Below are 24,409 nucleotides of genomic sequence, written 5' to 3' on the forward strand. Positions count from 1 at the left end.
ACGCCCGGTGCGCGCGACGCACCGGGCGTCGCGGTGCGTCACCTCACGAGCGGATCTCGAGTGTGCAGCACTTGGCGCCGCCGCCGCCCTTGAGCAGCTCCGTGGTGTCGACGGGGTGCGGCTCGAAGCCGCGCGCGCGCAGCTCGGCGGCGAGGTCGACGGCGGCCGGCGCGACCACGACGTGCAGGCCGTCGGAGACGGCATTGAGCCCGAGGGCGATGGCGTCGGCCTCCGTCGCCATGACGGCGTCGGGGTAGCGGGCCGCCAGGACCGCCTGGGACGTGGCGGAGAACGCCGGGGGGTAGTAGGCGATGAGCTCGTGGCCGGGGCGGCTGTCGAGCACAGCGATCGCGGTGTCGAGGTGGTAGAAGCGCGGGTCCACGAGCTCGAGGGTGACGACCTCGTGGCCCGACAGCGCGGCGAGCTCGGCGTGCGCCGCGGGGTCGGTGCGGAACCCGGAGCCTGCGAGGAAGGTGTCGCCGACGAGCAGGATGTCGCCCTCGCCCTCGTTGATCTGGGCGGCGGTCTGCGTGATGAACCCGTGGTCGGCGAACCACTTCTCGTACAGGGGGCCCTCGGCGGCGCGCTCGGGGTAGCGGAAGCGGGCCGAGTAGACGAGTCCGTCGACGACCGTCGCCCCGTTCGCGGCGTAGACCATGTCCGGCAGGCCGGGAGCGGGGTCGATGAGCTCGACCGTGTGGCCCCACGCGAGGTAGGCGTCGCGCAGTGTCTCCCACTGGGCGATCGCGCGCTCGCGGTCGGTGGCGCGGGTGACGTCCATCCAGGGGTTGATCTCGTACGTCACCTCGAAGAAGTCGGGGCGGCACATGAGGTAGCGGCGGGCGGTGGGGGTGCGCGGCTGGGTCACTGCGGCTCCTGGCGGGTCGGCGGTCCGGTGGGGGATCACGGCCCGGCGACGGTGCCGGCCTCCCGACGAGATTAGGACCGCCGACCTCCGACCGACGGGTCGCAACGCTGTGCTGCGAGGCCCCACCCGTTGCGCGCCGCGCCCCTCCGACAGCGATTCGTTGCGCCGGGGCGGGGCCCGCCCCGGCCCGCGTACCAGCACCACCGCCGGGCACGTCCGTTCCACGCGAGCACGTCCTGCGTCACGGACGTCTTCGGCTGGAACGGACGTGCTCGCGGCCGGGGCGGGTTGGCGGGCGGGGTGGGTTGGCGGCCGGGGTCAGGCTCGCGCGGTCGTCAGGACGTCGCGGAGCGCGGCGGCGAACTCCTGCGGGTGGGACGCGAAGCCGTGGTGAGCGCCGGGGAAGGCGGTCAGTCGGGTGCCGAGGCGCTCCGCCAGGGCGGTCGACGTGCGGTGCGTCAGCAGGTCCCCGGAGTCCGCGCCCACGCCGACGACGACGCGCGTCGCGCCGGCGGTGAGCGCGGCGATGTCGGGCACGTACGACGACGTCGGGTGGAGGTCCTGGGCGAAGAACCGTGCGCCGTCCGCCATGTCCTGCGCCGACGGCGGCTCCCGAGGCTCCTCCTCGTCCTCGTCCCAGCCCGCGTTGCCCAGGAACGCCATGATGGCCGCCTCGAACCCCTCGCGGTGGAACGTCGCGACCAGGGCGTCCACCGCGGCGAGCTGCTCGGCCGAGTCCTGCAGGAGGGTCAGCACCGGCGGCTCGTGCGCGACGAGCGTCCGCACGCGGTCCGGGTAGCGGGTCGCGAGGTCGAGCCCCGTGACGGCGCCACCGCTGCTCCCCATGACGTCGGCATCGTCCGCGCCCAGCGTGTCGAGCAGCGCGGCGAGGTCGTCCGCGCGCAGCTGCGGGGTCGAGGGGCCGTCCGGGTCGTCCAGGCGGCTGCGGTTGATGCCGCGCGGGTCGTGCGTGACGACCGTGTGCTCGCGGGCGAGCTCGTCGGCGAGCCCCGCGAAGACCCGCGCGTCGACCGGCGAGCCGGTGAGGATCATGAGCGGCCCGTTGCCGCGCACCTCGTAGTGGATGGTGCCGCCCGGGATGGGCAGCTGGTGAGTGGTGAGCATCGGGGTTCCCTCCGTCCGCGTCGGCGGAGCGCCGACTCAGGAGGGACTACGCCCGGCGCCGTGACTCATCGCGCCCGGCCGGACCCGCGGGGCCGGCCCCCGGGGGGATCAGGGGACGCGGCTCACCTCGGCCGCCACGCGGCGCAGGACCAGGTGGAGCATGCCGGACATGGCCACGGCGGTCAGCGCGGCGCCGACCGGGCGGGGCAGGCCGCGCAGCCAGGTGCGCTCGACCCACGTCACCTCGCTGTGCCGCGACCCCAGCGGCCGGACGCGCACCTCGGCGTCGCCCATCAGCACGGGGCCGCGCTTGCGGAACGTCGCGACACCCTCGCGCGCCGCGTCCCGTCCGTGCGCCGGCGCCGGCGGGTCGTAGCGCTCGACGACCATGACGTCGGGCACCCCGCGCCCGCCCGACGCCGCCGTCGGGCCGGTGACGCCCGTGAACTCGTCACCCGCCCGCACCGGCCGGTCCGGCCCGTCGATCCGCGTCAGCGGCACCCACCGCGCGTGGTGGCGCACGTCCGTGACCAGGTCCCACACGACGCCGGCCGGCGCGGCGACCACGCGGCTCACCGAGACTTCGCGCACGCTCACGTGCCCGACGACCGCTCGGCGTCGAGCCGGGCGACGAGCCGTGCGGGCGCCGCCTGCCGGTACGACGACGCGAGCAGCTCGCCGACCTCGTCCCAGTCGACGTCGCGCGCGAGGTCGAGTGCGAGCCACCCGGCGGGCCCGTGGTACGGCGGCGCCCAGAAGCGGGCGTCGTCGAGCAGCGCGGGCCGCTCGTCGTCGTCGGGCCTGAAGATCAGGGCGTGCGGCTGCTCCGGCTGCCCGGCCGCGGCGCCGACGCCGTAGGTCGCGTACATCCTCGCCACCCGGAAGGTCGGGCGGCCCCAGGACTCCTTCTCGACCGACTCGGGCAGCGCAGCGCACAGGTCGCGCAGGCGCGCGAGCAGCGGGTCGTCGTCGTCGTACATCCGCGGGTGCGCCACGTGAGCTCCCAGGTCAGCGGTCGCGCTCGAGGTGATCGCGGCCGTGGGACCACGGTAGCGTCGCGGTTCATGGACAAGCGTGTGCTCGGACGGACGGGACGACAGGTCAGCGTGATCGGCCTCGGCTGCTGGCAGCTGGGGGCGGACTGGGGCGAGGTGAGCGAGGAGCAGGCGCTCGCGGTGCTCGACGCCGCGGTGGACTCCGGGGTGACCTTCCTCGACACCGCGGACGTGTACGGCGACGGCCGCTCGGAGCGGCTCGTCGGGACGCTGCTGCGCAACCGGCCCGACGCCGGTCTCACGGTCGCGACGAAGATGGGTCGCCGGGCCGCCCCGCACGTCGACGCGGCGTACACGCTCGACGCGTTCCGGGCGTGGACCGACCGCTCGCGCGAGAACCTCGGCGTCGAGACCCTGGACCTCGTCCAGCTGCACTGCCCGCCCACGGAGACGTTCTCGCGCGACTCCCTGTACGACGACCTGGACACCCTGGTCGCCGAGGGCCGCGTCGCCGCCTACGGCGTCTCGGTCGAGAAGGTCGCGGAGGCGCTCGAGGCGATCTCCCGGCCGAACGTCGCGACCGTGCAGATCATCCTCAACGTCTTCCGCCGCAAGCCGCTGGAGGAGGTGCTGCCCGCCGCGCTCGAGGCCGGCGTGGGCATCCTGGCGCGCGTGCCGCTCGCGAGCGGCCTGCTGAGCGGCAAGTACGACGCGTCGACGACGTTCGCCGCGGACGACCACCGGAGCTTCAACCGCCAGGGTGAGGCGTTCGACGTCGGCGAGACGTTCGCGGGCGTGCCGTACGACGTCGGCGTCGCCGCCGCGCAGGAGGTCGCCCGGTTCACGCCGCAGGGCGCGACGACGGCTCAGCTCGCCCTGCGCTGGATCCTCGACCAGCCGGGCGTCTCGACGGTCATCCCCGGCGCGAGCAAGCCCGAGCAGGCGCGGTCGAACGCGGCCGCCGCCGACCTGGCGCCGCTCGACGCGGAGACTCTCGCCGGGCTCGAGAAGATCTACGACGAGCGCATCCGGCAGCACGTGCACGGCCGCTGGTGACCGTCCGGCGGTGGACCGCCGGGGCGCTCAGCCCCGGCGGTGCCACCGCCCCCGGCGCCTGGTGACGTCGCCGGGCGGCGTGTCCTGGACGTCCTCCAGCGGGACGTCGAGCGGCGTGGCGGGGACGTCGGGGCCGGCCCCGATCGCCGACCTGACCCGCTGCACGACGCGCGCCGGCGCCTTGGTCTCGTCCGGGCCGGAGACGGCGAGCTCGATCTCGCGCGGGAACCGGGCGGGCGGCGGGCCGAACGCCTTGTGCGCGCCCTCGACGACCGTGCGTCCCATGGCGCGCGCGCCCGTCGCGCCGATGACGGCGCCGATGCCGAACGGTGCCAGGCGACCGAACGCGAGGGCGCCCTGGCGCCCGGCCTGGCGCCGCACGAGACGCCTGGTCAGCGCGCTGTTGACGCGCTTGATGGTCTGCGTCGGCATGTTGATGAGCAGGGTCTTGGCCCAGGCGGTGGGGTTGATGCCCGCCTCGGAGCCGACCGTCGTCGCGCCCTGCTCGCCCAGGAGCGTCGCCATGAGCAGGGCACGCCGGCGCGCCGTCTCCTCGACGCCGATGCCGTGCACGTCCGCGACGGCGAGCGAGAACGCGGCGGACGCCGCGAAGAAGGTGCCCACCTCCGTCGTCGTCAGCGCCATGCTCACGCCCGTGCCGACGACGGGCATCGCCGCGGCCGCGCCGACCGCGCCGCCCGACGTGGAGATCGCGAGCAGGTACTGCTTCTCCAGCAGGGTGATGATCTGCGCGGGGCTCGCGTAGGGGTTGCGCCGCCGCAGCCGGTCCACGTGGGCGTGGATCGCGCCGGACGGGACGCCGACCGCCTTGTCGATGAGGTCGTCCACGAACGGGATCCCGGTGGCGCCGGCGACGGGGGCGACCGCTCCGGCGGTGGCCGGTGGCTGCCCCGGGGGCGCCACGGTGCCGGCGCCGGCTCCGGGAGTGGGGACGACCGGTCCGTCGGTGGGGGAGGTGCGCTGCCACGGCGCGTTGTGGGGCGACGACATGGCCCGATGGTCCCACGCGAGGCCCACCTCGTCGCGGCGTCGGGCCTCCGTCGCGTGACGACCGGCACGTCCGAGGTCCGGCGTCCGGGCGGGCCGGGCCCCTCGCTGCGCGGGGTGGTGCTAGCCGTACCCGTGCCGGGGTACGGGCTGGATCGATCACCGCGGCGTGCCAGGCAAGGCTGGATCACGTCACCACGACCCGGTCCCAGCCTTCCGAGGAGCACCCCATGTCCCAGCACCAGAGCCCCACCGGTCCGAGCCCGGCACGTAGCCGCCGCACCGCGGGCGCCGTCGCCGCCGTCCTGCTCACCGGCCTCGTCGGCGGCGGGGCGGCGTGGGCGGCGCTGCGCGACGACGCGCCGTTCGCCGCGCCCGTCGACACGGCCGCCGCGACCGAGGGCGACCCCCGCGTGCAGGGCGTCGTCGACAGCCTCGTCGAGGAGCTCGAGTTCCCGGGCGCCCTGGCGCACGTGGTCGACGAGGACGGGGTGGCCCGCGACTACACCGCCGGCGTCGGGAACCTCGAGACCGGTGCGGAGGTGCCGGTCGACGGCGAGGTCCGCATCGCCAGCAACACCAAGACGTTCACGGCAGCGGTCGTGCTGCAGCTCGTGGGCGAGGGGTCGGTCGACCTCGACGCCCCGATCGAGACCTACCTGCCGGGCCTGGTCCGCGGCGAGGGCATCGACGGCAACGCGATCACGGTGCGCCAGCTGCTGCAGCACACGAGCGGACTGCCCAACTACACCGCCGTCACGAGCGGCGACTCCTTCGCGACGCGGGACCGCTACGTCCCGGCCCGCGACCTCACCGACATCGCCTTCGCGGAGGCCCCGCTCTTCGCCCCGGGCGAGGGGTGGTCGTACAGCAACACCAACTACACCCTGCTCGGGATGCTCATCGAGCGCGTCACCGGGCGGCCGTACGCGGAGCAGGTGACCGAGCGGATCATCGAGCCGCTCGGCCTGGAGCACACCTACGTGCCCGACGTCGGCGAGCGGGAGATCCGCGGCGCGCACCCCCGCGGGTACCACCCCACCGAGAGCGGGGAGCTCGAGGACCTCACCGAGATGGACCCGTCCATCGCCGGCGCGGCGGGCATGATCGTCTCCACGCCCAGCGAGCTCGCGGCGTTCTTCACCGCCCTGGTCGGCGGCGAGCTCCTGGAGCCCGCGCAGCTCGAGGCGATGCAGCAGATGGTCGAGATGCCCGAGGAGTACCCGGGCGACGGCTACGGCCTCGGCCTCATGCGGACCACGCTGAGCTGCGGCGTCGTCCTGTGGGGGCACGGCGGCGACATCGAGGGCTACGCGACGCGCGGCGGCGTGACGGAGGACGGCGTGGGCGTGACCTACGCGGTGACGTCACTCGGGTCCTCGCTCGAGACGATCTACGCGATGGAGGACAAGGTCGACGAGATCGTCTGCGGCGCCTGACCCGCCCCGCGGCCGCCCGCCGCCCCGCCGCCGCCCCGCCACCCCACCCCGCCAGCCGGCCCACCCCGCCAGCCGGCTCACCCCGCCAGCCGGCCCACCCCGCCAGCCAGCCCACCCCGCCAGCCAGCCGGCCCACCCCGCCAGCCGTACGGATGTTCGCACCCGCGCATCCGTACGGCTGGCCCCGTTGTGTACGTGGCCACCTGTGCGGTTGTTCGGATGCGAACACGTGGGAGGAGGGCTGCGGGGGAGAGCGGCCGGGAAGAGGCGGCGTCGGTGGGGCGTTGGCCCGGCGTGGAGGCCGTGCTGCAGTCCGTCGTCGTGGGGGCCGGCCAGGCCGGCCTCTCCGCGGCGCACCACCTGCTGCGGCTGGGCCTGCGGCCGTGGGACGACGTCGTCGTCCTGGACGCCAACGCGGCGCCCGGCGGCGCGTGGCAGCACCGCTGGGACACGCTGACCATGGCGGACGTCCACGGCGTCGCGGCCCTGCCCGACGACGTCGCGCCGCCCACCTCCGCCGAGCGCGCCAACGCCGTCGTGCCGCAGGTGTTCGGCGAGTACGAGCGGCGCGGCGGGCTGCCGGTCCTGCGGCCCGTGCGGGTCGAGCGCGTCGAGGCGCTCGACGGCGACGCCGCGGGCCCGCTGCTCGTCACGGGCGCCGGACGCACGTGGACCACGCGCACCGTGGTCAGCGCGACCGGCACGTGGGAGCGCCCGTTCGTGCCGCACTACCCGGGCAGCGGCTCGTTCGCGGGACGCCAGCTCCACACCCAGGGGTACCGCGGCCCCGACGAGCTCGCGGGGCAGCACGTCGTCGTCGTGGGCGGTGGGTTGTCGGCCGTGCAGCTGCTCGCGGAGATCAGCGAGGTCGCGACCACGACGTGGGTCACGCGCCGCGAGCCCGTGTGGCGCACCACGCCGTTCACCCCCGACGAGGGACGCCGCGCCGTCGCGCTGGTCGAGTCGCGCGTGCGGCGGGGTCTGCCGCCGCAGAGCGTCGTCAGCGTCACGGGCCTCATGCTCCGCGAGCAGGAGCGCGCCGCCGCGGAGCGCGGCGTCTACACGCGGCGGCCGATGTTCGAGCGGATCGAGCCCGACGGCGTCGTCTGGCCGGACGGGACGCGCCGGCGCGCCGACGTCATCCTTTGGGCGACCGGCTTCCGGCCCGACGTCGCCCACCTCGCGCCCCTGCACCTGCGCACGCCCGAGGGCGGCATCGAGCTCGACGGCACGACGGCGGTCCGCGACCCGCGCGTGCAGCTCGTCGGCTACGGCCCCTCCGCGAGCACGATCGGCGCCAACCGGGCCGGCCGGACGGCGGCCCGCGGCGTCCTGCGGGCGCTCGGGCGCGCAGCGGGCTGACGAATCGGGCAAGATCGACTCCGTCCGGCACCCCGAGCCGGCCTTCCCCCAGGAGCCGACCGTGAACGCACGCCCGATCGTCCCCGTCGTGGCCCTGGTCGTGGCGCTCGCGGCGGGTTGCACCGTCGGCGGGCCGGGGCCGGACAAGCCGTCCGCGCCGGCGCCGGTGAGCTCGCCCCTCGCGACCCCCGAGACCTCGCGCGAGCCGGCGGGCTCGGAGGTCTCGACGGAGGAGGCGGCGGCGACGTACGAGGAGATCGTCGAGCCGTGGAACTCGAACATCCGGGAGTGGAACGCCGCGCTCGCGAAGAACGACCTCGAGCAGCTGCGCGAGCTCGCCGCGGAGAACGCCACGCTCATGCAGGACATGGCGGACGGCCTCTTGGCGGCGGAGTGGCCCGCGGACGTCCAGCCGCTGATCGACCAGATGGTCGGGTACTGCGAGGTCGAGGCCGACCTGTGGGCGCAGGCCGGGGAGGCCACCTCGGAGGAGGAGCTCTGGGCACCGATCGACCAGCTCCCGGTGCACAACACCGGGGAGCTCATCCGCAAGCAGCTCGGCCTGGACGCGGCCGTCGCCGGGTAGCGGGCGACCCGCGCGCGGGCGGCCGGCCGGCGGGGGAGACTGCACGCGGACCGGCGTCCGCCGTGGTCGGCCGCTATCGGGAGGCCACGTGACCGGCAGGACCATCGTCATCACCGGAGCCAGTGACGGCATCGGCGCCGCGGCGGCGCGGGACCTGGCCGCGCGGGGCGAGCGCGTGATCGTCGTCGGCCGCTCACCGCAGAAGACGGCCGACGTCGCCCGTGGGATCGGGGCCGAGCACCTCGTGGCGGACTTCGCGCGGCTCGACGACGTCCGTGCGCTCGCGGCCGCGCTGGTCGAGCGGACCGACCGGATCGACGTGCTCGCGAACAACGCGGGCGGCGTGTTCGGCCGGCGCGAGCTCACGGTGGACGGTCACGAGACCACGTTCCAGGTCAACCACCTGGCGCCGTTCCTGCTGACGCGGCTGCTCCTGGACCGGCTGCGCGCGGCCGGCACCTCGACGGTCGTGACGACGTCGAGCGCTGCGAACCGCTTCGGGCGCATCGACCTCGACGACCTGGAGAGCGAACGCGGCTCCACGCCGAGCCGGGCGTACGGCGCGAGCAAGCTCGCCAACATCCTGTTCACGCGCGGCCTGCACGCGCGCCATGCGGCCGACGGCGTCGCGGCCGTCGCGTTCCACCCGGGCACGGTGGCGACGGGGTTCGCGGCGGGCAGCACGAGCGTGTTCCGGCTCGTGTACCGCACGCCGCTGCGCCGGTTCCTGCTCACGAGCGCCGAGGAGGGCGGGTCGCACCTCGCGCACTTCGTCGACGGGGCACCCGGCGTCGACTGGTTACCGGGGGAGTACTACGACCTGCGTCGGCAGGCCGCCCCGAACCCGCAGGCGCTGGACGACCGGCTGGTCGACGGGCTCTGGGAGCGCAGCGCGGCGATGGTGGGGTAGGTCGGGCGGCTCGAGTCCCGGGTCGGTCGCGGGGCGCGGAGCGTCGTGCCCGGTGCGGAGCGTCGTGCCCGTGTGCGGAGCGGCGTGCCCCGAGCGTGGAGCGTCGTGCCGCGACACGCCGGCGTGTCGCGGCACGACGCTCCACACACGGGTGGGGGTGGTCGGCGGTCTGCGGTCGCGTGGGCGGCCCGCCGACGCCACCGACCCTGGCAGGATGCTCGCCGTGCCGACCGCGGGGTGGATCGTCCTGGTCGCGACGCTCCTCGTGGGCGGAGCGATGATCGCGGGCGCCGTCGCGCTGTCCCGCAACGAGAGCCGCAAACGCCGCATCCAGCTCCCCGCCCGCCTGGTGACTCAGCAGCGGCTTCCCGCCGGCAACTGGATGACCGTCGAGTTCCCCGGGCCCGACGGCGCGCCGCGCACCACCACGGTCTTCTCCGCGTTCCGCCGCGGCCTCGGTGCGACGCCGATGTTCAGCGGATCGGTGTGGGTCGACGCCGACGACCCCAGCGACGTCATCGTCCGCCCCCGGGCGCGCAGCTTCTGGCCCGTGTTCCTCACGATCTTCGGCTCCGTGCTCATCGCCGTCGGCATCATCGTCGCCGTCGTGCTGTGGGGCATGGACGCGATCAACAACCTCGGCACCTGACGCGCCTGACGCACCGCGCCGACGAGGGCTACCGGTCGCCCTGCGGCGGGTCCTCCCCGACGAGGCCGTCGATCGCCTCCCGCATCAGGTCGGCGTGGCCCACGTGCCGGGCGTACTCGTCGGTGAGGTCGACCAGCACGCGCCGCAGGGTGCCCTGGCCGCTGGACGCCGGCGCGTCGAGCCCGCCCTCGGCCAGCGCGCGCGTCCACGCGGCCCGCGAGCGCTCGACGGCGTCGCGCCACAGTGCGTAGAGCTGCGAGGCGGAGTCGTCGGCGGCGGAGCGCCACTCCCACTCGGGCCCGTCCCACCCGGACCAGACGGCGCCGAAGCCCGGTCCGCCGAGGTGCTCGGCCGTGCGCTGGTCCTCGACCAGCGCGAGGTGCTTGATCAGGCCCCCGAGCGTCATGGCCGACGGCGGGTGCGGCGCGTGCAGCGTCGCGGTGTCCAGGCCGCCCACCTTCCACGCGAACTGCGCGCGGGAGCGGTCCAGCGAGAACAGCAGCATCTCGGCCTCGCCGGCCGTCGGTGACGGCTCGGCGATGCTCGTGCTCAGTACGGTGTCGTCGCTCATACGCGTCACGTTAGGGTCGAAACCGGACGAAGGGCCGCCGCGTAGCAAAGGTGGTGAGGCCATGGGTGCCGACGCCAGCCCGACGGCGCGTGCGCTGCTCGCGCTCGAGCTGATCCAGGCCGCGCCCGGCATCACGGCGGAGCGGCTGGGGCGCCGGCTCGGCGTCTCGGAGCGCGCGGCGCGGCGTTACGTCGAGATCCTGCGCGAGGCGGGCCTGCCGATCGAGACCCTGCGCGGGCGCTACGGCGGCTACCGCGCCGGGCGGGGTCTGCGCCTGCCGCCCCTGCTGTTCACGTCCGCCGAGGCGCTCGGCCTGGTCATGGCCGTGCTCGACGGCCACCACGCCGCCGCCGACCCCAGCGACCCGGTCGGCAGCGCCCTCGGCAAGCTGGTCCGCGCCCTGCCCGAGCCGGTCGCCGCCCAGGCCGACGCCGTCCGCCGCACGACGGCGCCGGCGCCCGACCACGCCGCCGCGCGCCCGGACCCGGCGACGACGTCGGCGCTCGTCGAGGCCTGCGCGCACGGTCGAGCGGTCCGCCTCGAGTACCGCACCGAGGCCGGGACCGAGCGCACGTTCGAGGTGGACCCGTGGGCCGTCGTCGTGCGGCACGCGCGGTGGTACCTGCTCTGCCGCGCGCACCACGCGCCGAGCGGCGACGCGGTGCGGGCCTACCGCGTGGACCGCGTGACCGACGTCGCGCCGCTCGAGCGGACCTTCGAGCCGCCGGCGGGACTCGACCCGGTCGCGCTGCTGGAGGAGCACCTGGCGTCGGGGTGGCGGTACCCGGTCGAGGTGGAGGTCGAGGCGCCGGCCGACGTCGTCCGGCGGCACGTGCCGCGCAGCGTGGGGCGGGTGGAGGAGGTCGACGGCGGGCGCAGCCGGATCGTCGGCACGACGAGCAACGCGGCCTCGTACGCCGAGTGGCTGGCGCTGCTGCCCGTCGCGTACCGGGTGGCCGCGGGGGACGAGGTGCGGGCGGCCGTGCGGGAGCTGGGGCTGCGGGCGGTGGCCGCGAGCGCGGAGCCTCCGGCTAGCCCGGTCGGGTAGCTCGGGAGGCGCCGTCGGCGGCATGGGCGCCGCGGGACGCCGCGGCGAGCCGTTGGAGCATGACGACGGCCAGTGGCAGCAGGACGAGGTAGAGCACCTGGGCCCGCGGCACGGGCCCGTCGAGGAGACCGAGCCCGGTCCCGAGCCAGGCGTACGCCGACGTCGTCGCCACCGCCATGCCCACGGACTCGGCGATGACGACGGCGGCCGCCATCCGGTCGTCCGAGATGCCGTCCGGCTGGTCCGGCTGTCGCAGACAGCGCCCGAGCAGGTCCGGGTACACCGAGCCCATGCCGAGGCCGAGCAGGCACGCCCCGAGCAGCAGGCCGATGAACGCCGTCGACGCGTCATCGGCGAGGAGCGTGGTCCCGAGGAGCACCGCGACGCCGGTGGTGATGCTCGCCCCGGCGGGCAGCGCCCGCCGACGGAACGCGGCGTCGTCGAGGGCGGGATGGGTGCCGGTCCACAGCGCTGCCGCCGCCCAGAGCAGGCCCGGGGCGGCGATGATGAACCCGAACCGTTCCGGGCCGAGGCCGAAGGCGTCGTGCGCCACCACCGACAGCACCATGGAGGCGCCGAAGTACACGGCGGCGGTGGCGGCCAGGGCGGCGAGCGCGGCTCGCCGGCCGCGCGACCTGCCGAACGTGCCGGCCGGGAGCACGGCCCGCGCAGCGAGGAGCATGAGGCTGACCCCGGCGGCGAGCGCCACGGCGGACCACGCGCCGACCGGCAGCACGAGCACCGCCGCCCCGCCGGCCAGGACGAGGGACCACCCCCACGGCGCCTTCTCCGCGGGGACCTCCTCGGTGCGCTCGGGCGTGTAGCGCGCCACCAGCATCCGCGCCAGGAGCAGGACCGGCAGGTACAGCACCATCGCCCAGCGCCACCCGAACGCGGCCATCGCGGCCACCGCGTACACCGGGCCGAGGACGGAGGAGAACAGCCACACCCCCGACATCCCGGCGAGGACCAGCTGGCGGTAGCGCGGCGGGAGTCCTCGACTGATGGCCCCCATGCTCACCGTGGCGAGAGCGCCTGACGCGAAGGCCCTGACCGCCGTGCCGGCGATGAACCACCCCATCGACGGCGCGACCGCGCAGATCACCGCACCCGTGACCGTCACGGCGGTGAACACCACCATGAGGCGCCCGACCTGAAATCGCGAGAGGAGCCAGGCCCCCAGCGGCATCGTGAGGAACATCGGTGCCTGCGCCGCGGCGTTGAGCGGCCCGTACAGGTGTGCCCCGTCGAGCTCGGCCGCCACCAGCGGAAGCACCGTCTGGGAGAGGTAGCTCTGCATCCCGGCGAGGAACTCGACGAACACGAGCGAGAGGGCGAGGACTGGGGCGGCGAACCGCCCCGTGGGCGCTCTCATCGGCCTGCCGCTCCGCTGTGGCTGCCCGTCTCCTGGGGCCAACCGGTCGCGAAGCCCGCGCAGGGGGCATCGCCGACCGGTGGCCGGCCCGACGCCGGCAGCGCCACGGTGAGCGACATGGCGACGATGGTGCCGCACGGCGGGCGGCGGCGCAGGAGCCGTCGGGACCTCGTCGCCCGATCGGTCGCGAGGAGGGTTCGGGACGGGCTGCCCGGACCGCCCGTGCCACCGCGCCCCTGGACGACGGTCGGCCGCTCACGCGTCCACGGGCACCGGCCCATCGGTCGCTGCTGCGCGGCCCGGGGCGGCCGCGGTGCTGTCCCGGACGGTGAGCGAGGTCGCGAGCTCGACGTGGCGCGACGCCGGCCGTCGGCCCTCCACCATCCCGAGGACGGTCTCGACGGCCATCCGGCCCATGCCCTCGAGGTGCTGGTGCACCGTGGTCAGCGGCGGCGTGGTCCAGGCTGCCTGCGGCGTGTCGTCGAAGCCCACGACGCTGAGGTCGTCGGGCACCCGCACGCCGAGGGTGTGGGCCGCGACCAGCACCCCGACGGCGATCTCGTCGTCGGCCGCCATGATCGCCGTCGGCGGCTCGGGGGAGGTGAGCAGGGCGGTGGCGTGCCGGGCGCCCGAGGCGACGTCGAAGTGGTCCGAGCGCACCAGGGCCGGGTCCATCTCGAGCCCCGCCGCGTCGAGCGCGGCCTGGTAGCCGTAGAGCCGGTCGCGGGCCGCGCCGGACGCCTCGGGCCCGCCGATCCATGCGATCCGCGTGTGGCCCAGGCCGATGAGGTGCTCGGTGGCCGTGCGGGCGCTAGCCCAGTTGCTCGACGCGACGCTGACCATGCGGCGGTGGCTGGTGTCGACCGGGTCGACGATGACGAAGGGCAGGGCGGCGTCGCTCGCGGCGTCGATCAGCGCGTCGGGCTCGGAGAGCGTGAGGCCGATGATGCCGACCACCCCCGCCGCGCGCTGGTCGGCGACCCACTCGCGGGCGACGGTGCGCTGGCCGCGCGACGCGCGCTCGGGGGCCAGGCGGGTGAGCAGGTCCACGCCTCGTCCCGTGGCCGAGGCCATGACGCCCTGGAGCACGCCGAGGATGTACGGCGAGGCCGGGATGTCGAACACGACGCTCAGGGCCGTGCGTCCCGCGGCGGGCGCACGAGCCGTCGTGGCCCGGTAGCCGAGCTCGGTCACGGCGGCCAGGACGCGCTCGCGGGTCGCCGCCGAGACGTCCTGACGTCCGTTGAGCGCCTTGGAGGCGGTCGGCTTGGTGACCCCGGCGGCCGCGGCGACGTCGTCGAGGGTCGCCCGTCGCTGGGCGGCGTCGCCTGCCATGACCCTCCATCGGATCGAAACTGTTTCGCTCTGTGCGTGCACAAGAAGCGGACAAGACTCAGACGGCGGCAGAGGTAGCGCACGACGGGCCGCGTCCCCTACTGTCGGGCCACGATACAGGTTACGAAACTGTTTCGCAATCCTCTGGGCGGCGACGGCGCCGCCCCGCAGACCAACGGAGGTCCTTGATGCCGGTCGACGCGTCACCCACGCTACTCATCGACGGACGTCCGTCGGCGGAGGTGCCCCTGCGGCACGTCTGGAACGAGTGCGTCGGCGCGGGCCGGGCCAACGAGGCGCTGCGCGCCGACTGGCAGGAGCACTTCCGCGAGGCGGTCGACGTGCTCGGGGCCCGCTACGTGCGGTTCCACGGCGTGTTCCACGATGACATGTTCGTCTACCGCACCGCCGACGGCGGGGGCTTCGGCCCGCCGACGCCGCTCGAGCGGCCCGTGCACACCTACGCCTACGTCGACAAGGTGTTCGACGCGATCCTCGACGCCGGCGCCCGCCCGTTCGTCGAGCTCGGCTTCATGCCCCGTGAGCTCGCGACGCAGACCGAGACCCTGTTCTGGTGGAAGGCGCACTGCAGCCCGCCCACCGACATGGGTGCGTGGGTCGAGCTCGTGACCACCACGGTGCGGCACTGGATCGGGCGCTACGGCCTGGAGGAGGTGCGCCGCTGGCCGTTCGAGGTGTGGAACGAGCCGAACCTCGTCCCGCACTTCTGGACCGGCACCCGCACGGAGTACTTCGAGCTCTACGAGGCCACGGTCCGGGCGATCAAGGACATCGATGGCGGGCTGCGGGTCGGCGGGCCGTCGTCATCGGTCTTCGTGCCCGACGCCCGCTATGACGGCGAGGTGCACGACAAGTCCGTCGAGGCCGCGACCGCCGAGGCGCCCGACCCCGACGTGCTGCCGTGGAAGCCGGTCTGGATCCACGAGCTCATCGACTACTGCGCCGAGCGCGGGCTGCCCCTGGACTTCCTCTCGACCCACCTCTACCCGACGGACTACGCGTACGACACCCAGGGAGTCGGCCGGCCGATCAGCCGCAACCGCGACGCGACGCTCCACGACCTCGAGGCGCTGCGCAAGATCATCGCCGCGAGCCCGTACCCGGACGCCGAGCTGCACGTCACCGAGTGGTCGACCTCGCCCTCGAGCCGCGACCACATGCACGACACGCTGTTCGCCGCGACGTACATCGCCCGCGCCTTCCTGCAGTGCCACGACCTCGCCGAGTCGATCGCGTACTGGACCTTCACCGACGTCTTCGAGGAGGGCGGCGGGGGCATCGGCCCGTTCCACGGCGGCTTCGGCTTCGTCAACGAGCAGGGCATCCACAAGCCGACGTTCCACGCGATGGCGATGCTCCGCCGGCTCGGGCCGACGATCGCGCTGCAGACGGAGCACGGCGTGCTCACCCGCACCGCGGACGGCGGCGTCGCCGGGGTGTTCTTCAACTACCCCGAGTCGATGGGCTCGCAGTCCGTCGGCGGGGCCACGAGCTACGCGCAGGCCCGCCGCCACCTCGGGCAGGGCCCGGCGCGTCGGATCGCCCACACCGTCGCCGGGCTCGCTCCGGGCACCCGGTACGACGTCGAGGTCCTGGACTGGGACCACGGCAACGTCGCCGAGGAGTGGCACCGACGCGGCGAGCCGCTCAACCTCTCGCGCCAGGACGTGGCCGAGCTGCGCCGCGTGGCCGACGCGCTGGACCGCCGCACCGTGACCACCGGCGCCGACGGCGTCCTGGTGATCGACCTCGACCTGGCCCCCTGGGCGGTCGCCTCGATCGCCCCTTCGACCACCTCCTGAACCCACCAAGAAACCCGAAGGGACCTCGATGATGAGGATCAACAGGCAGTTCGGCGCCGCGGCCGCGACCTGCGCGGTGGCGGCGCTCACGCTCACCGCGTGCGGCAACGGCGGTGGCGGCGGCGGCGGTGAGAGCGCCGGGGAGGCGAGCGAGGACAACAAGCCCGCCGAGCTCTCGGTGGCCGCGTGGATGGACTTCCCGCAGGAGCTGCTCGACGAGTTCGAGGAGGAGCACGGCATCGAGATCGTCGTGAACTCGTTCGCCGACGGCGCCTCCGCCCAGACCGTGCTGCGCAACGGCCTGTCCGCCGATGGCGCCGGCCTCTCCGACGTCCACCTCGTGGAGCTGGACTGGTGGACCGAGATGATGGCCGTGCCCGAGGACTGGGTCGAGCTGCCCGAGGTGCCGGACCGCTGGGTCGACTGGAAGGTCAGCCAGGGCTCGGTCGACGGGATGATCACCGGCTACGGCACCGACATCGGTCCGCTGGGCATCGCCTTCAACCAGGACATGACCACCCAGGCCGGCCTCGCGACCGACCCCGAGTCGTTCGGTGAGCTCATCGGCGGCGAGGACGCCACGTGGCAGTCGTTCCTCGACGCGGGCCGCGAGTACGTGGCGGTCAACGACAACTACTTCATCGACTCGCTCACCAACGCGTTCCAGGCCGCGATCAACCTGCTCCCGGCGGCGTTCGAGGACCCGGAGTCCGGCCGGCCCTACGACCTGGCCGAGAACACCGAGGTCAAGGACCTGTTCCTGATGTTCGCCCAGGCGGCCGAGGACGACATCTCCGCCGGCATCGCCATCGGCCACAACGACTGGGGCGCCGGCTTCCAGAACCGGCAGTGGGCGACGGTGGTCACGCCCGCGTGGATGACGGGCATCATCGCGGACAACGCCGACGGCATCGAGGGCTGGCGCATCGCCAGCACCTTCCCCGAGGGCGGCGGCAACTGGGGCGGGTCGTTCTTCGCCGTGCCGGCCACGGGGGAGAACACCGAGTGGGCCGTCCGGCTCGCCGACCACCTGACGTCGGCGGACGCCGCTGTCGCGTGGTTCAACACGACCGGGCAGTTCCCCTCCCAGCTCGAGGCGATGAGCAGCCCCGAGATCGCCGAGGCGGAGAACGAGTTCTACGGCGGCCAGACGGTCGGCCAGATCTACGGCGACCTGGCCGCGGCGGCCGGGGACTCGGCGGCCGGCGGCTTCCGCGGCGAGAACTTCGCGGGCATCCAGACGCTCGTGACCGACGGCATCCGGCTCGTGGAGTCCGGCAGCGCCACCCCCGAGCAGGCCTGGGAGTCGGTGGTCGCCGACTTCGACGCCCTCGGCTTCGAGACCGCCAACTGACCCGACGCGGCGCGGCCCCCGGACCTGCACGGTGCGGGGGCCCGCCGGGCGGGACCTCACGGAAGGCGCCGACATGGCATCCGAGACTGCGGCGGCGCGACCGGCGCGCCGGGTGGGGTGGGGGCAGCGACTGTCCCGCTGGGACATCAAGGTCTCGCCCTACCTCTACATCTCCCCGTTCTTCATCCTGTTCGCGATCTTCGGAGCCTTCCCGCTCCTGTTCAACGTCGTCGTCGCGATGCACGAGTGGCACCGGCGTGCCGGCATGGGCGAGTTCGTCGGGCTCGACAACTTCGTGTGGGTGCTGCGCCAGCCGCTGTTCTGGCGGTCGCTGGAGAACACCTTCTCGATCTTCCTGTGGGGCGGGGTGCCCCAGCTGGTCCTCTCGCTGCTCATCGCCGCGGTGCTCGACCAGAACCTGCGCGCCCGGACGTTCTGGCGGATGAGCGTGCTCATCCCGTTCGTCGTCATGCCGGTCGCCACCGCGATGATCTTCGGTCAGGTCTTCGGCCAGTTCGGGCTCCTCGTGCCCAACCTCCAAGACCTGGGCCTGCTGACCCACACCGACTCGCCCTTCTTCCAGGACCGCCTGCTCTCGCACATCGCGATCGGCTCGATGGTGACGTTCCGCTGGACGGGCTACAACGCGCTGATCCTCCTGGCCGCGATGCAGGCGGTGCCGCGCGAGCTCTACGAGGCCGCGACCGTCGACGGCGCGAGCCGCGTGCGCCAGTTCTTCTCGGTCACCATCCCGAGCATCCGCGCGACGCTGATCTTCGTCGTGCTCACCATGACCATCGGCGGCCTGCAGGTCTTCGACGAGGCCCGCATGTACGACGGCGGCGGCACGGGTGGCGGCCGCGGCGGCGCGGACAACCAGTGGACCACCGTCGTGCTCTACCTCTACGACCTCGGCTTCGGCGACTGGCAGGACCGCCTGGGTCAGGCGGCCGCCGTCGGGTGGATCTTCGCGTTCGTCATCGGGATCTTCTCGGTCATCAACTTCCTCATCACGCGCTCGATCTCCTCCTCGAGCACCGCCCCGGTCCGGGTCTCGCGGGCTCGCCGCAAGGCCACGATCGCCCGGCTGCGGGACGCGGCGGCCGAGCCCGGCGCGATGCCCGACGACGCCCACGACGACGCCCACGACGACGCGCACGACGGCGTGCCCGGGTCCGATGGCGCGGCGGACCTCGACCTCACGAAGGGAGCGAAGCGATGAGCACCGGCTTCATCGAGAACACCGCGGGCCGCGGCGCCGCGCGGTACGCCCACAAGCGCGCCGCCCGGGGGCGGCCCGTGCGCGGGTACGACCCGTCGACCCGGCGGCCCGGCTGGGTGACCTACGCGCTCCTCGCCGTCGTCGTGGCCGTCTCGATCTTCCCGCTGTACGCGTCCGCCATGTACGGCTCGGCGACCACCCAGGAGATCTCGCGGGCCGTCGGCAACCTGCCGACGTGGCTGCCGACCCTGCGGCTCTGGGAGAACTTCGGCGCCGTGTTCTCGGCCGACCAGTTCAGCTTCTGGGCGGCGTTCGCCAACTCCCTGCTGGTCGCCGTGGCGGTGAGCGCCTCGACGGTGTTCTTCTCCGCGCTCGCCGGGTTCAGCTTCGCCAAGCTGAGCTTCCGCGGACGGCAGGCGCTGTACCTCACGGTCATCGCGACGCTCGCGATCCCCGCGCAGGTGGGCACCATCCCGATGTTCGTCATGATGAACGACCTCGGCTGGATCGACTCCCTGCTCGCGCTCGCCGTGCCGGGACTCGTGGGCGCCTTCGGCGTGTTCTGGATGACCCAGTACCTGCAGGAAGCGCTGCCGTTCGAGCTCATCGAGGCCGCGCGCGTCGACGGCGCCTCGCTGTTCCGCACGTTCTGGTCGATCGCGATGCCCGCGGCCCGTCCGGCCGCCGCGACGCTCGCGCTGTTCACGTTCGTCGGCTCCTGGAACAGCTTCTTCTGGCCGGCGGTCGTCATGCGCTCGCAGCTGACGATGCCGCTGGTGATCCCGCAGCTGCGCGGTGCGTTCACGACCGACACCGGGCTCGTGATGTCCGGCGTCTTCCTCGTCGCCGCCCCGCTGCTCGTGGTGTTCGTGTTCGCCGGCAAGCAGCTGGTCTCCGGCGTCATGGCGGGCGCCGTCAAGGGCTGACGCCGGCGCCGGCCCGGGGGAGAGGGCCCGCGCCACCCGCGCCGGGGCGGGCGCCGTGCCATGCGGCCGCCCGGCGTGCGGGGTCCGCGCCGTGTCGACGAGCGCGGGCCCGACAGGGCCCGACAACGCCGTCGCGCCGCCGCGGTGCCGACAGGGCACCTGCTCGTGGTCGCCGGAGCGGATGCGACCCGGCCGGGCCGACCGCGCCTCACCCGCGGGTCTCGGCCATCGCGCCGATCGCGGAGCCCATCGCCGCCCCGCCGCGCGCCCGTCCGGCCCAGGGCGCCGTCGCCGGCTGGGCCGACGCCACCCGCCTCGCGGGCCACCCGCGGGTGCCTTCGGCGCGCCCGTCGCGGGCCGCGGCGGGCACCGCCGCGCCCGTTCTTTGACGTCCCGGGAGCCGCGGGCTACTGTCGGCGCAGAGTCATTCCAGTACGAATAAACATTCAGGAGACGCAATGACGCGCGTTCCGTCCGCCCCGCAGGACCACGGGATCCCCGCCGACAAGCGCTGGCGCCTGGGCCAGACGCCGTGGCGCAGCACGGCCTTCCCGGCCGCGCGCTCGCGCGTCATCATCGACAACGACTTCTCCGGCGACCCGGACGACCTGTTCCAGATCGTCCACCACGTGCTCTCCCCGGCCGTCGAGATCCCGCTCGTCGTGGCCTCGCACCTGCGCCCCGGCGACCTCATGGACCTCGGCCCGGACACGGCGGCCAACGCCCGCGCGGTGGTCGAGGACGTCTTCGCGCGGATGGGCCTGGAGTCCACCGACCGCATCGTCCAGGGCGCGCCGACCGCGCTGCCCGACCTCACCACGCCGCAGGACTCGCCGGCCGCCCGCGCGATCATCGCCGAGGCGATGCGGGACGACGTCTCCACGCCGCTGTTCTACGCCGCCGGCGGGGGACTGACCGACCTCGCGTCGGCCTACCTGCTCGAGCCGCGCATCGCGGAGCGGATGACGCTCGTGTGGATCGGCGGTCCCGAGCACGACGGCCTCGCGCTCCCGCCCGTGGGCGCCATGCCGATCGAGTACAACCTGCTGATCGACGTCGCCGCGGCGCGCGTGCTCTTCGCGGCCCCGGACCTGGAGATCTGGCAGATCCCGCGCGACGTCTACCGCCAGTGCCTGGTCAGCGACGTCGAACTGCGCCGCCGGGTCGCCACCACGGGCCCGCTCGGGCGCTACCTCTACGACGAGGTCGCCTACGAGCAGGGCCGCGTGCACGACCACGGGCTGGAGGTCTGCGAGGCCTACGCGCTCGGCGACTCGCCGCTCGTGCTGCTCACGGCGCTGCGCTCGACGTTCGAGGCGGACAGCTCGTCGTCGTCGTACGTCGTGCGACCCACGCCCGAGCTGACGGCCGAGGGCGCCTACCGGGCGGTGCGCGGTGCGCGGCCGATGCGCGTCTACACGCAGGTCGACGTGCGGCTGATGTTCGAGGACTTCTACCTGAAGCTGGCCGAGTTCGGCGAGTGGCAGGCGGAGAGCTAGTTCGACCCCCGTGGTGCGGGCCCCGCCCGCGACGACGCCCGTGAGGGCTACGGGACAACCATCTGGATGGAGGCAAAGGTGCTGAACAGAAGGTCGATGGTGACCGGCGCGGCGATCGGTTCGCTCGCGTTGGTCCTGGTGGGCTGCAGCGGGGGCGACAGCAGCGAGGAGAGCGGCGGCGACACCGAGGTCACGGTCTGGACCCTGACCCAGGAGCCGACGCAGAAGGCGGCGTGGGACGCGCTGGTCGAGGGCTTCGAGGAGGCCAACCCCGGCATCACGGTCGTCACCGAGGAGCGGGCGACCGACCCGCACAAGGACGCGCTGCGCCAGGTCGCCGGCACCGACGCGGGCCCGGACCTGTACCGCTACTGGGGCGGCTCGGGCCTGGGCGGCGAGCTGGTCGACGTGGGCATGAGCCAGGACCTCACGGAGTACTACGAGGAGTACGGCTGGGACGAGGTCCTGACGCCGGCGGCGCTGCAGAACGCCACGCAGTACGGCGGCTACCACGGCGTCCCGTTCATCCAGGCGACCGAGGCCGTCTACTACAACACGGCGCTGTTCGAGCAGGCGGGCATCACCACGCTGCCGACGACCTACGACGAGCTCGTCGAGGTCGCCCAGACGCTCAAGGCCGCGGGGATCACCCCGATGGAGTTCGGCGGCACGGTCAACTGGCACGTCATGCGCCTGCTCGACTCGCTGATCGAGACCATGTGCGGCGCGGACACGGCCGACGAGCTCACCACGGGTGACGGCGACTGGGGCGCCGAGCCGTGCGTCGCGGAGGCCTTCACCGAGCTCAAGACCTGGGGCGACGAGTACCTCAACGAGGGCTTCATGGCGATCAGCAACGACGACGCCGCCCAGCTCTTCTACACGGGCAAGGCCGCCATGACGATCGAGGGCGACTGGTTCGGCCCGATGGCGATCGACGGCGGCCTCGCTGCCGAGGACATGAGCCTCTTCGCGTTCCCCACGGGCACGGGCCGGGCGTACGGCTTCGGCGAGCTGCTCTACCTGACGCCGAACGCCAAGAACCCCGACGCGGCCGCGAAGTTCCTGGACTACATGGTCTCGGAGGAGGGCCAGGGCAAGCTCGGCACCGCGTTCTCCGCGCTCTCGGTGAACGCCTCGGTCGCCCCGCCGGCCGACGCGCCGCTGGGCGAGGAGTGGACGGGCGTCATCTCCGAGGCGACGGGTCTGTTCGTCAACAACGACCAGAACTTCTCCACCGCGGAGACCACGGAGTTCTGGCGCGTGCAGAACTCGGTCCTCACCGGCGACATCGACCCCGCCGAGGCGGGCGAGGTGTTCCAGCAGTGGCGTGACGCCAACCAGTGACCTGACCTCCGGGGGTGGGGCGGTCCGCCCCACCCCCGGGGACCCCCGTTCGAGGAGACGATGATGGCGGTTGTACCCGGCCTGGTCGAGCAGGCCCCGGGGGCACGGCCCCGGCGCAGGACGCGCCGGCGCAGCCCGTTCCTCACGGCGCTGCCGTACCTGGTGCCGTCCCTGCTGATCTACGGCTACTTCATCGTCTACCCGATGCTCGACTCCGTGCGGCTGTCGTTCTACCGCTGGTCGGGCTTCCGCACGGAGGAGCCGGAGTTCGTCGGCCTCGACAACTACGTGCGGCTCTTCACCCAGGACCCGGTGTTCTGGAAGTCCTTCGGCAACTCCGTCATCTGGGTCGTGCTCTCGCTCGCGATCCCGATGCTGCTCGGGCTCCTGCTCGCCCTGGCCCTCAATCGCCAGATGGTCGGGCGCAGCCTCATGCGCTCCGTCATCTACATCCCCTCGGTGTTCGCCTCGATCACCGTGGCCGCGATGTGGCGGTGGATCTACAACCCCACGCTCGGCATGGTCAACCAGCTCCTGGAGGCCGTCGGCCTCGGTGCGTGGACCCAGACCTGGCTCGGCGACCCGAAGATCGCCCTGTACTCGGTGTTCGCCGCCTCGGTGTGGCAGGCGGTCGGCTTCCCGATGGTGCTGTTCCTGGCCGGCCTGCAGTCCGTCGCCCAGGAGCTCGTGGACGCGGCCAAGGTCGACGGCGCCAACGCCTGGCAGGTGTTCCGCAACGTCACCCTGCCCGCCCTGCGCCCGACGACTGTCGTCGTCGTCATCCTCACGATCATCAACTCGCTCAAGGTGTTCGACCTGATCGTCGGCATGACGGGCGGCGGCCCCGCGCAGTCCACCCAGGTCCTCGCGCTGTGGTCGTACACGCAGTCCTTCACCAACCACAGCTTCGGCGCGGGCGGAGCGGTCGCGACCGTCCTGCTGCTGCTGTCCCTGTGCCTGGTGATCCCGTACATGGCCTGGTCGATGAAGGGAGACGGCAAGTGAGCCACCGGATCGCCACCCCCGCCCCGGTCGTGGTGGACCCGCGCGCCGGGGACGTCACGGCCCCCACGCCCGAGCCGCGCCGCCGCGACTACGCCGGCATCGGCCTGTGGATCGCGCTCGTGCTGACCACCCTGCTCTGGGCGCTGCCCTTCGCGATCATGTTCCTGACGTCGGTGAAGTCCAACGCGGACATCAGCGCGACCGACCCGTGGGCCCTGCCCACCTCGTGGGCCTGGAGCAACTACGCCGAGGCGTTCGAGGTCGGCAAGCTGGGGACCACCGGCCTCAACAGCCTCGTGATCTCGCTGATCAAGGTGCCGCTGGGCCTGTTCTTCGCGGCGGCCGCGGCCTACGCCATCGCTCGCCTGCGGTTCCGGTTCCACCGCCTGCTGCTCGCCGTCATCGCGGTCGGCTCCATGGTCCCGATCCAGATCGCCCTCGGCCCGCTCTTCAACACGATGCTCGAGCTCGGCGCACTGGACTCGCTGCCCGGCCTGATGCTGCCCTACCTGGCCTTCGGCATCCCCTACGCGGTGTTCGTGCTCTACGGGTTCTTCCGGGCCATCCCCGACGAGCTCGAGGAGTCCGCGCGCATCGACGGCGCCTCGACGTTCCGGATCTTCATCCAGATCATCCTTCCGCTGGCCAAGCCCGCCCTCGCCGCGCTGTTCATCCTCGACTTCGTCGGCACCTGGAACGAGTACGCCATGGCCACGACGCTGCTGCGCTCGCAGGACAACTGGACCGTGCCCCTCGCGGTGCAGAGCTTCTCGACCCAGCACGGCACCGACTACGGCCCGCTCAACGCGTTCATCATCATGTCCGCGGTCCCGGTCCTCATCGTCTACCTGATGTTCCAGCGGTACTTCGTCCAGGGCGCCCTCGCCGGCGCGGTCAAGGGCTGAC

The 24,409-nt window shown here is 73.6% G+C and carries 23 protein-coding genes; 15 read left to right on the forward strand and 8 right to left on the reverse strand.

The window, feature by feature from the left end:
• Window positions 1–43: 43 nt before the first annotated feature.
• The 4 genes from ddaH to H2O74_RS03250 form a co-directional block, all read right to left on the reverse strand.
• Complete coding sequence (gene ddaH, locus H2O74_RS03235) at window positions 44–868, reverse strand: dimethylargininase (protein ID WP_370525811.1); 825 nt, start codon at window positions 866–868, stop codon at window positions 44–46.
• A gap of 318 nt (window positions 869–1,186) precedes the next feature.
• Window positions 1,187–1,993, reverse strand: a complete 807-nt coding sequence (locus H2O74_RS03240; RefSeq protein ID WP_182113101.1) for an alpha/beta fold hydrolase — start codon at window positions 1,991–1,993, stop codon at window positions 1,187–1,189.
• 108 nt (window positions 1,994–2,101) lie between these two features.
• Window positions 2,102–2,590 (reverse strand): SRPBCC family protein, encoded by a 489-nt coding sequence (locus H2O74_RS03245; RefSeq protein ID WP_182113102.1) that lies wholly within the window; start codon window positions 2,588–2,590, stop codon window positions 2,102–2,104.
• Window positions 2,587–2,988: an MmcQ/YjbR family DNA-binding protein gene (locus H2O74_RS03250; protein ID WP_182113103.1), complete on the reverse strand. Its 402-nt coding sequence runs from the start codon at window positions 2,986–2,988 to the stop codon at window positions 2,587–2,589. Before H2O74_RS03250 ends, H2O74_RS03245 begins: the two co-directional genes overlap by 4 nt.
• A 69-nt stretch (window positions 2,989–3,057) precedes the next feature.
• On the opposite strand from H2O74_RS03250, the gene H2O74_RS03255 reads away from it, so the two are divergent.
• Window positions 3,058–4,044, forward strand: coding sequence for an aldo/keto reductase (locus H2O74_RS03255; protein WP_182113104.1), 987 nt, complete (start codon window positions 3,058–3,060; stop codon window positions 4,042–4,044).
• Between the two features lie 27 nt (window positions 4,045–4,071).
• On the opposite strand, the gene H2O74_RS03260 is transcribed toward H2O74_RS03255, so the two are convergent.
• Complete coding sequence (locus tag H2O74_RS03260) at window positions 4,072–5,055, reverse strand: hypothetical protein (RefSeq protein WP_182113105.1); 984 nt, start codon at window positions 5,053–5,055, stop codon at window positions 4,072–4,074.
• Window positions 5,056–5,282: 227 nt separating this feature from the next.
• On the opposite strand from H2O74_RS03260, the gene H2O74_RS03265 reads away from it, so the two are divergent.
• The 5 genes from H2O74_RS03265 (at window position 5,283) to H2O74_RS03285 (ending at window position 9,998) form a co-directional block, all read left to right on the forward strand.
• The gene (locus H2O74_RS03265) at window positions 5,283–6,491 is read left to right on the forward strand and encodes a serine hydrolase (protein WP_182113106.1); all 1,209 of its coding nucleotides are present in this window, start codon (window positions 5,283–5,285) and stop codon (window positions 6,489–6,491) included.
• A 276-nt stretch (window positions 6,492–6,767) separates the two neighbouring features.
• The gene (locus tag H2O74_RS03270; protein WP_255491757.1) at window positions 6,768–7,853 is read left to right on the forward strand and encodes an FAD-dependent oxidoreductase; all 1,086 of its coding nucleotides are present in this window, start codon (window positions 6,768–6,770) and stop codon (window positions 7,851–7,853) included.
• 61 nt (window positions 7,854–7,914) lie between these two features.
• Entirely contained in the window at window positions 7,915–8,439 is a 525-nt protein-coding gene (locus tag H2O74_RS03275) for a hypothetical protein (protein ID WP_182113108.1), read from the forward strand.
• Between the two features lie 88 nt (window positions 8,440–8,527).
• Window positions 8,528–9,349, forward strand: a complete 822-nt coding sequence (locus tag H2O74_RS03280; protein WP_182113109.1) for an SDR family NAD(P)-dependent oxidoreductase — start codon at window positions 8,528–8,530, stop codon at window positions 9,347–9,349.
• A 214-nt stretch (window positions 9,350–9,563) separates the two neighbouring features.
• A complete protein-coding gene (locus tag H2O74_RS03285; protein ID WP_182113110.1) occupies window positions 9,564–9,998 on the forward strand; it encodes a hypothetical protein in 435 nt (144 codons plus the stop codon).
• A gap of 28 nt (window positions 9,999–10,026) precedes the next feature.
• Here H2O74_RS03285 and H2O74_RS03290 read toward each other — a convergent pair whose 3' ends face one another.
• Complete coding sequence (locus tag H2O74_RS03290; RefSeq protein ID WP_182113111.1) at window positions 10,027–10,569, reverse strand: DUF664 domain-containing protein; 543 nt, start codon at window positions 10,567–10,569, stop codon at window positions 10,027–10,029.
• A gap of 61 nt (window positions 10,570–10,630) precedes the next feature.
• On the opposite strand from H2O74_RS03290, the gene H2O74_RS03295 reads away from it, so the two are divergent.
• Window positions 10,631–11,617: a YafY family protein gene (locus H2O74_RS03295; RefSeq protein WP_182113112.1), complete on the forward strand. Its 987-nt coding sequence runs from the start codon at window positions 10,631–10,633 to the stop codon at window positions 11,615–11,617.
• On the opposite strand, the gene H2O74_RS03300 is transcribed toward H2O74_RS03295, so the two are convergent.
• Both H2O74_RS03300 and H2O74_RS03305 read right to left on the reverse strand, forming a co-directional pair.
• Window positions 11,601–12,992 (reverse strand): MFS transporter, encoded by a 1,392-nt coding sequence (locus H2O74_RS03300; protein WP_182113113.1) that lies wholly within the window; start codon window positions 12,990–12,992, stop codon window positions 11,601–11,603. The genes H2O74_RS03295 and H2O74_RS03300 overlap by 17 nt on opposite strands.
• A gap of 255 nt (window positions 12,993–13,247) precedes the next feature.
• Window positions 13,248–14,327: a LacI family DNA-binding transcriptional regulator gene (locus H2O74_RS03305; RefSeq protein ID WP_182113114.1), complete on the reverse strand. Its 1,080-nt coding sequence runs from the start codon at window positions 14,325–14,327 to the stop codon at window positions 13,248–13,250.
• 188 nt (window positions 14,328–14,515) lie between these two features.
• On the opposite strand from H2O74_RS03305, the gene H2O74_RS03310 reads away from it, so the two are divergent.
• The 8 genes from H2O74_RS03310 to H2O74_RS03345 all read left to right on the forward strand — a co-directional run bounded on the left by H2O74_RS03310 (window position 14,516) and on the right by H2O74_RS03345 (window position 24,408).
• Window positions 14,516–16,150 carry a beta-xylosidase gene (locus H2O74_RS03310; RefSeq protein ID WP_182113115.1) on the forward strand — a complete coding sequence of 545 codons (1,635 nt, stop codon included), beginning with the start codon at window positions 14,516–14,518 and terminating at the stop codon, window positions 16,148–16,150.
• Window positions 16,151–16,181: 31 nt separating this feature from the next.
• Window positions 16,182–17,504, forward strand: coding sequence for an ABC transporter substrate-binding protein (locus H2O74_RS03315; protein ID WP_182113116.1), 1,323 nt, complete (start codon window positions 16,182–16,184; stop codon window positions 17,502–17,504).
• Between the two features lie 73 nt (window positions 17,505–17,577).
• The gene (locus H2O74_RS03320) at window positions 17,578–18,726 is read left to right on the forward strand and encodes a carbohydrate ABC transporter permease (protein WP_182113117.1); all 1,149 of its coding nucleotides are present in this window, start codon (window positions 17,578–17,580) and stop codon (window positions 18,724–18,726) included.
• On the forward strand, window positions 18,723–19,652 hold the full coding sequence (locus H2O74_RS03325) for a carbohydrate ABC transporter permease (protein ID WP_182113118.1): 930 nt from the start codon (window positions 18,723–18,725) through the stop codon (window positions 19,650–19,652). The genes H2O74_RS03320 and H2O74_RS03325 overlap by 4 nt, the downstream gene beginning before the upstream one ends.
• Window positions 19,653–20,110: 458 nt before the next feature.
• Entirely contained in the window at window positions 20,111–21,151 is a 1,041-nt protein-coding gene (locus tag H2O74_RS03330; RefSeq protein ID WP_182113119.1) for a nucleoside hydrolase, read from the forward strand.
• Window positions 21,152–21,229: 78 nt separating this feature from the next.
• On the forward strand, window positions 21,230–22,498 hold the full coding sequence (locus H2O74_RS03335) for an ABC transporter substrate-binding protein (protein ID WP_182113120.1): 1,269 nt from the start codon (window positions 21,230–21,232) through the stop codon (window positions 22,496–22,498).
• Window positions 22,499–22,561: 63 nt separating this feature from the next.
• A complete protein-coding gene (locus H2O74_RS03340; protein ID WP_182113121.1) occupies window positions 22,562–23,503 on the forward strand; it encodes a carbohydrate ABC transporter permease in 942 nt (313 codons plus the stop codon).
• Window positions 23,500–24,408, forward strand: coding sequence for a carbohydrate ABC transporter permease (locus H2O74_RS03345; RefSeq protein ID WP_220458015.1), 909 nt, complete (start codon window positions 23,500–23,502; stop codon window positions 24,406–24,408). Before H2O74_RS03340 ends, H2O74_RS03345 begins: the two co-directional genes overlap by 4 nt.
• The last annotated feature ends 1 nt before the right edge of the window (window position 24,409 follow it).

Origin of the sequence: Actinotalea sp. JY-7876 (genome assembly GCF_014042015.1) — a bacterium.
Lineage (GTDB): Bacteria > Actinomycetota > Actinomycetes > Actinomycetales > Cellulomonadaceae > Actinotalea.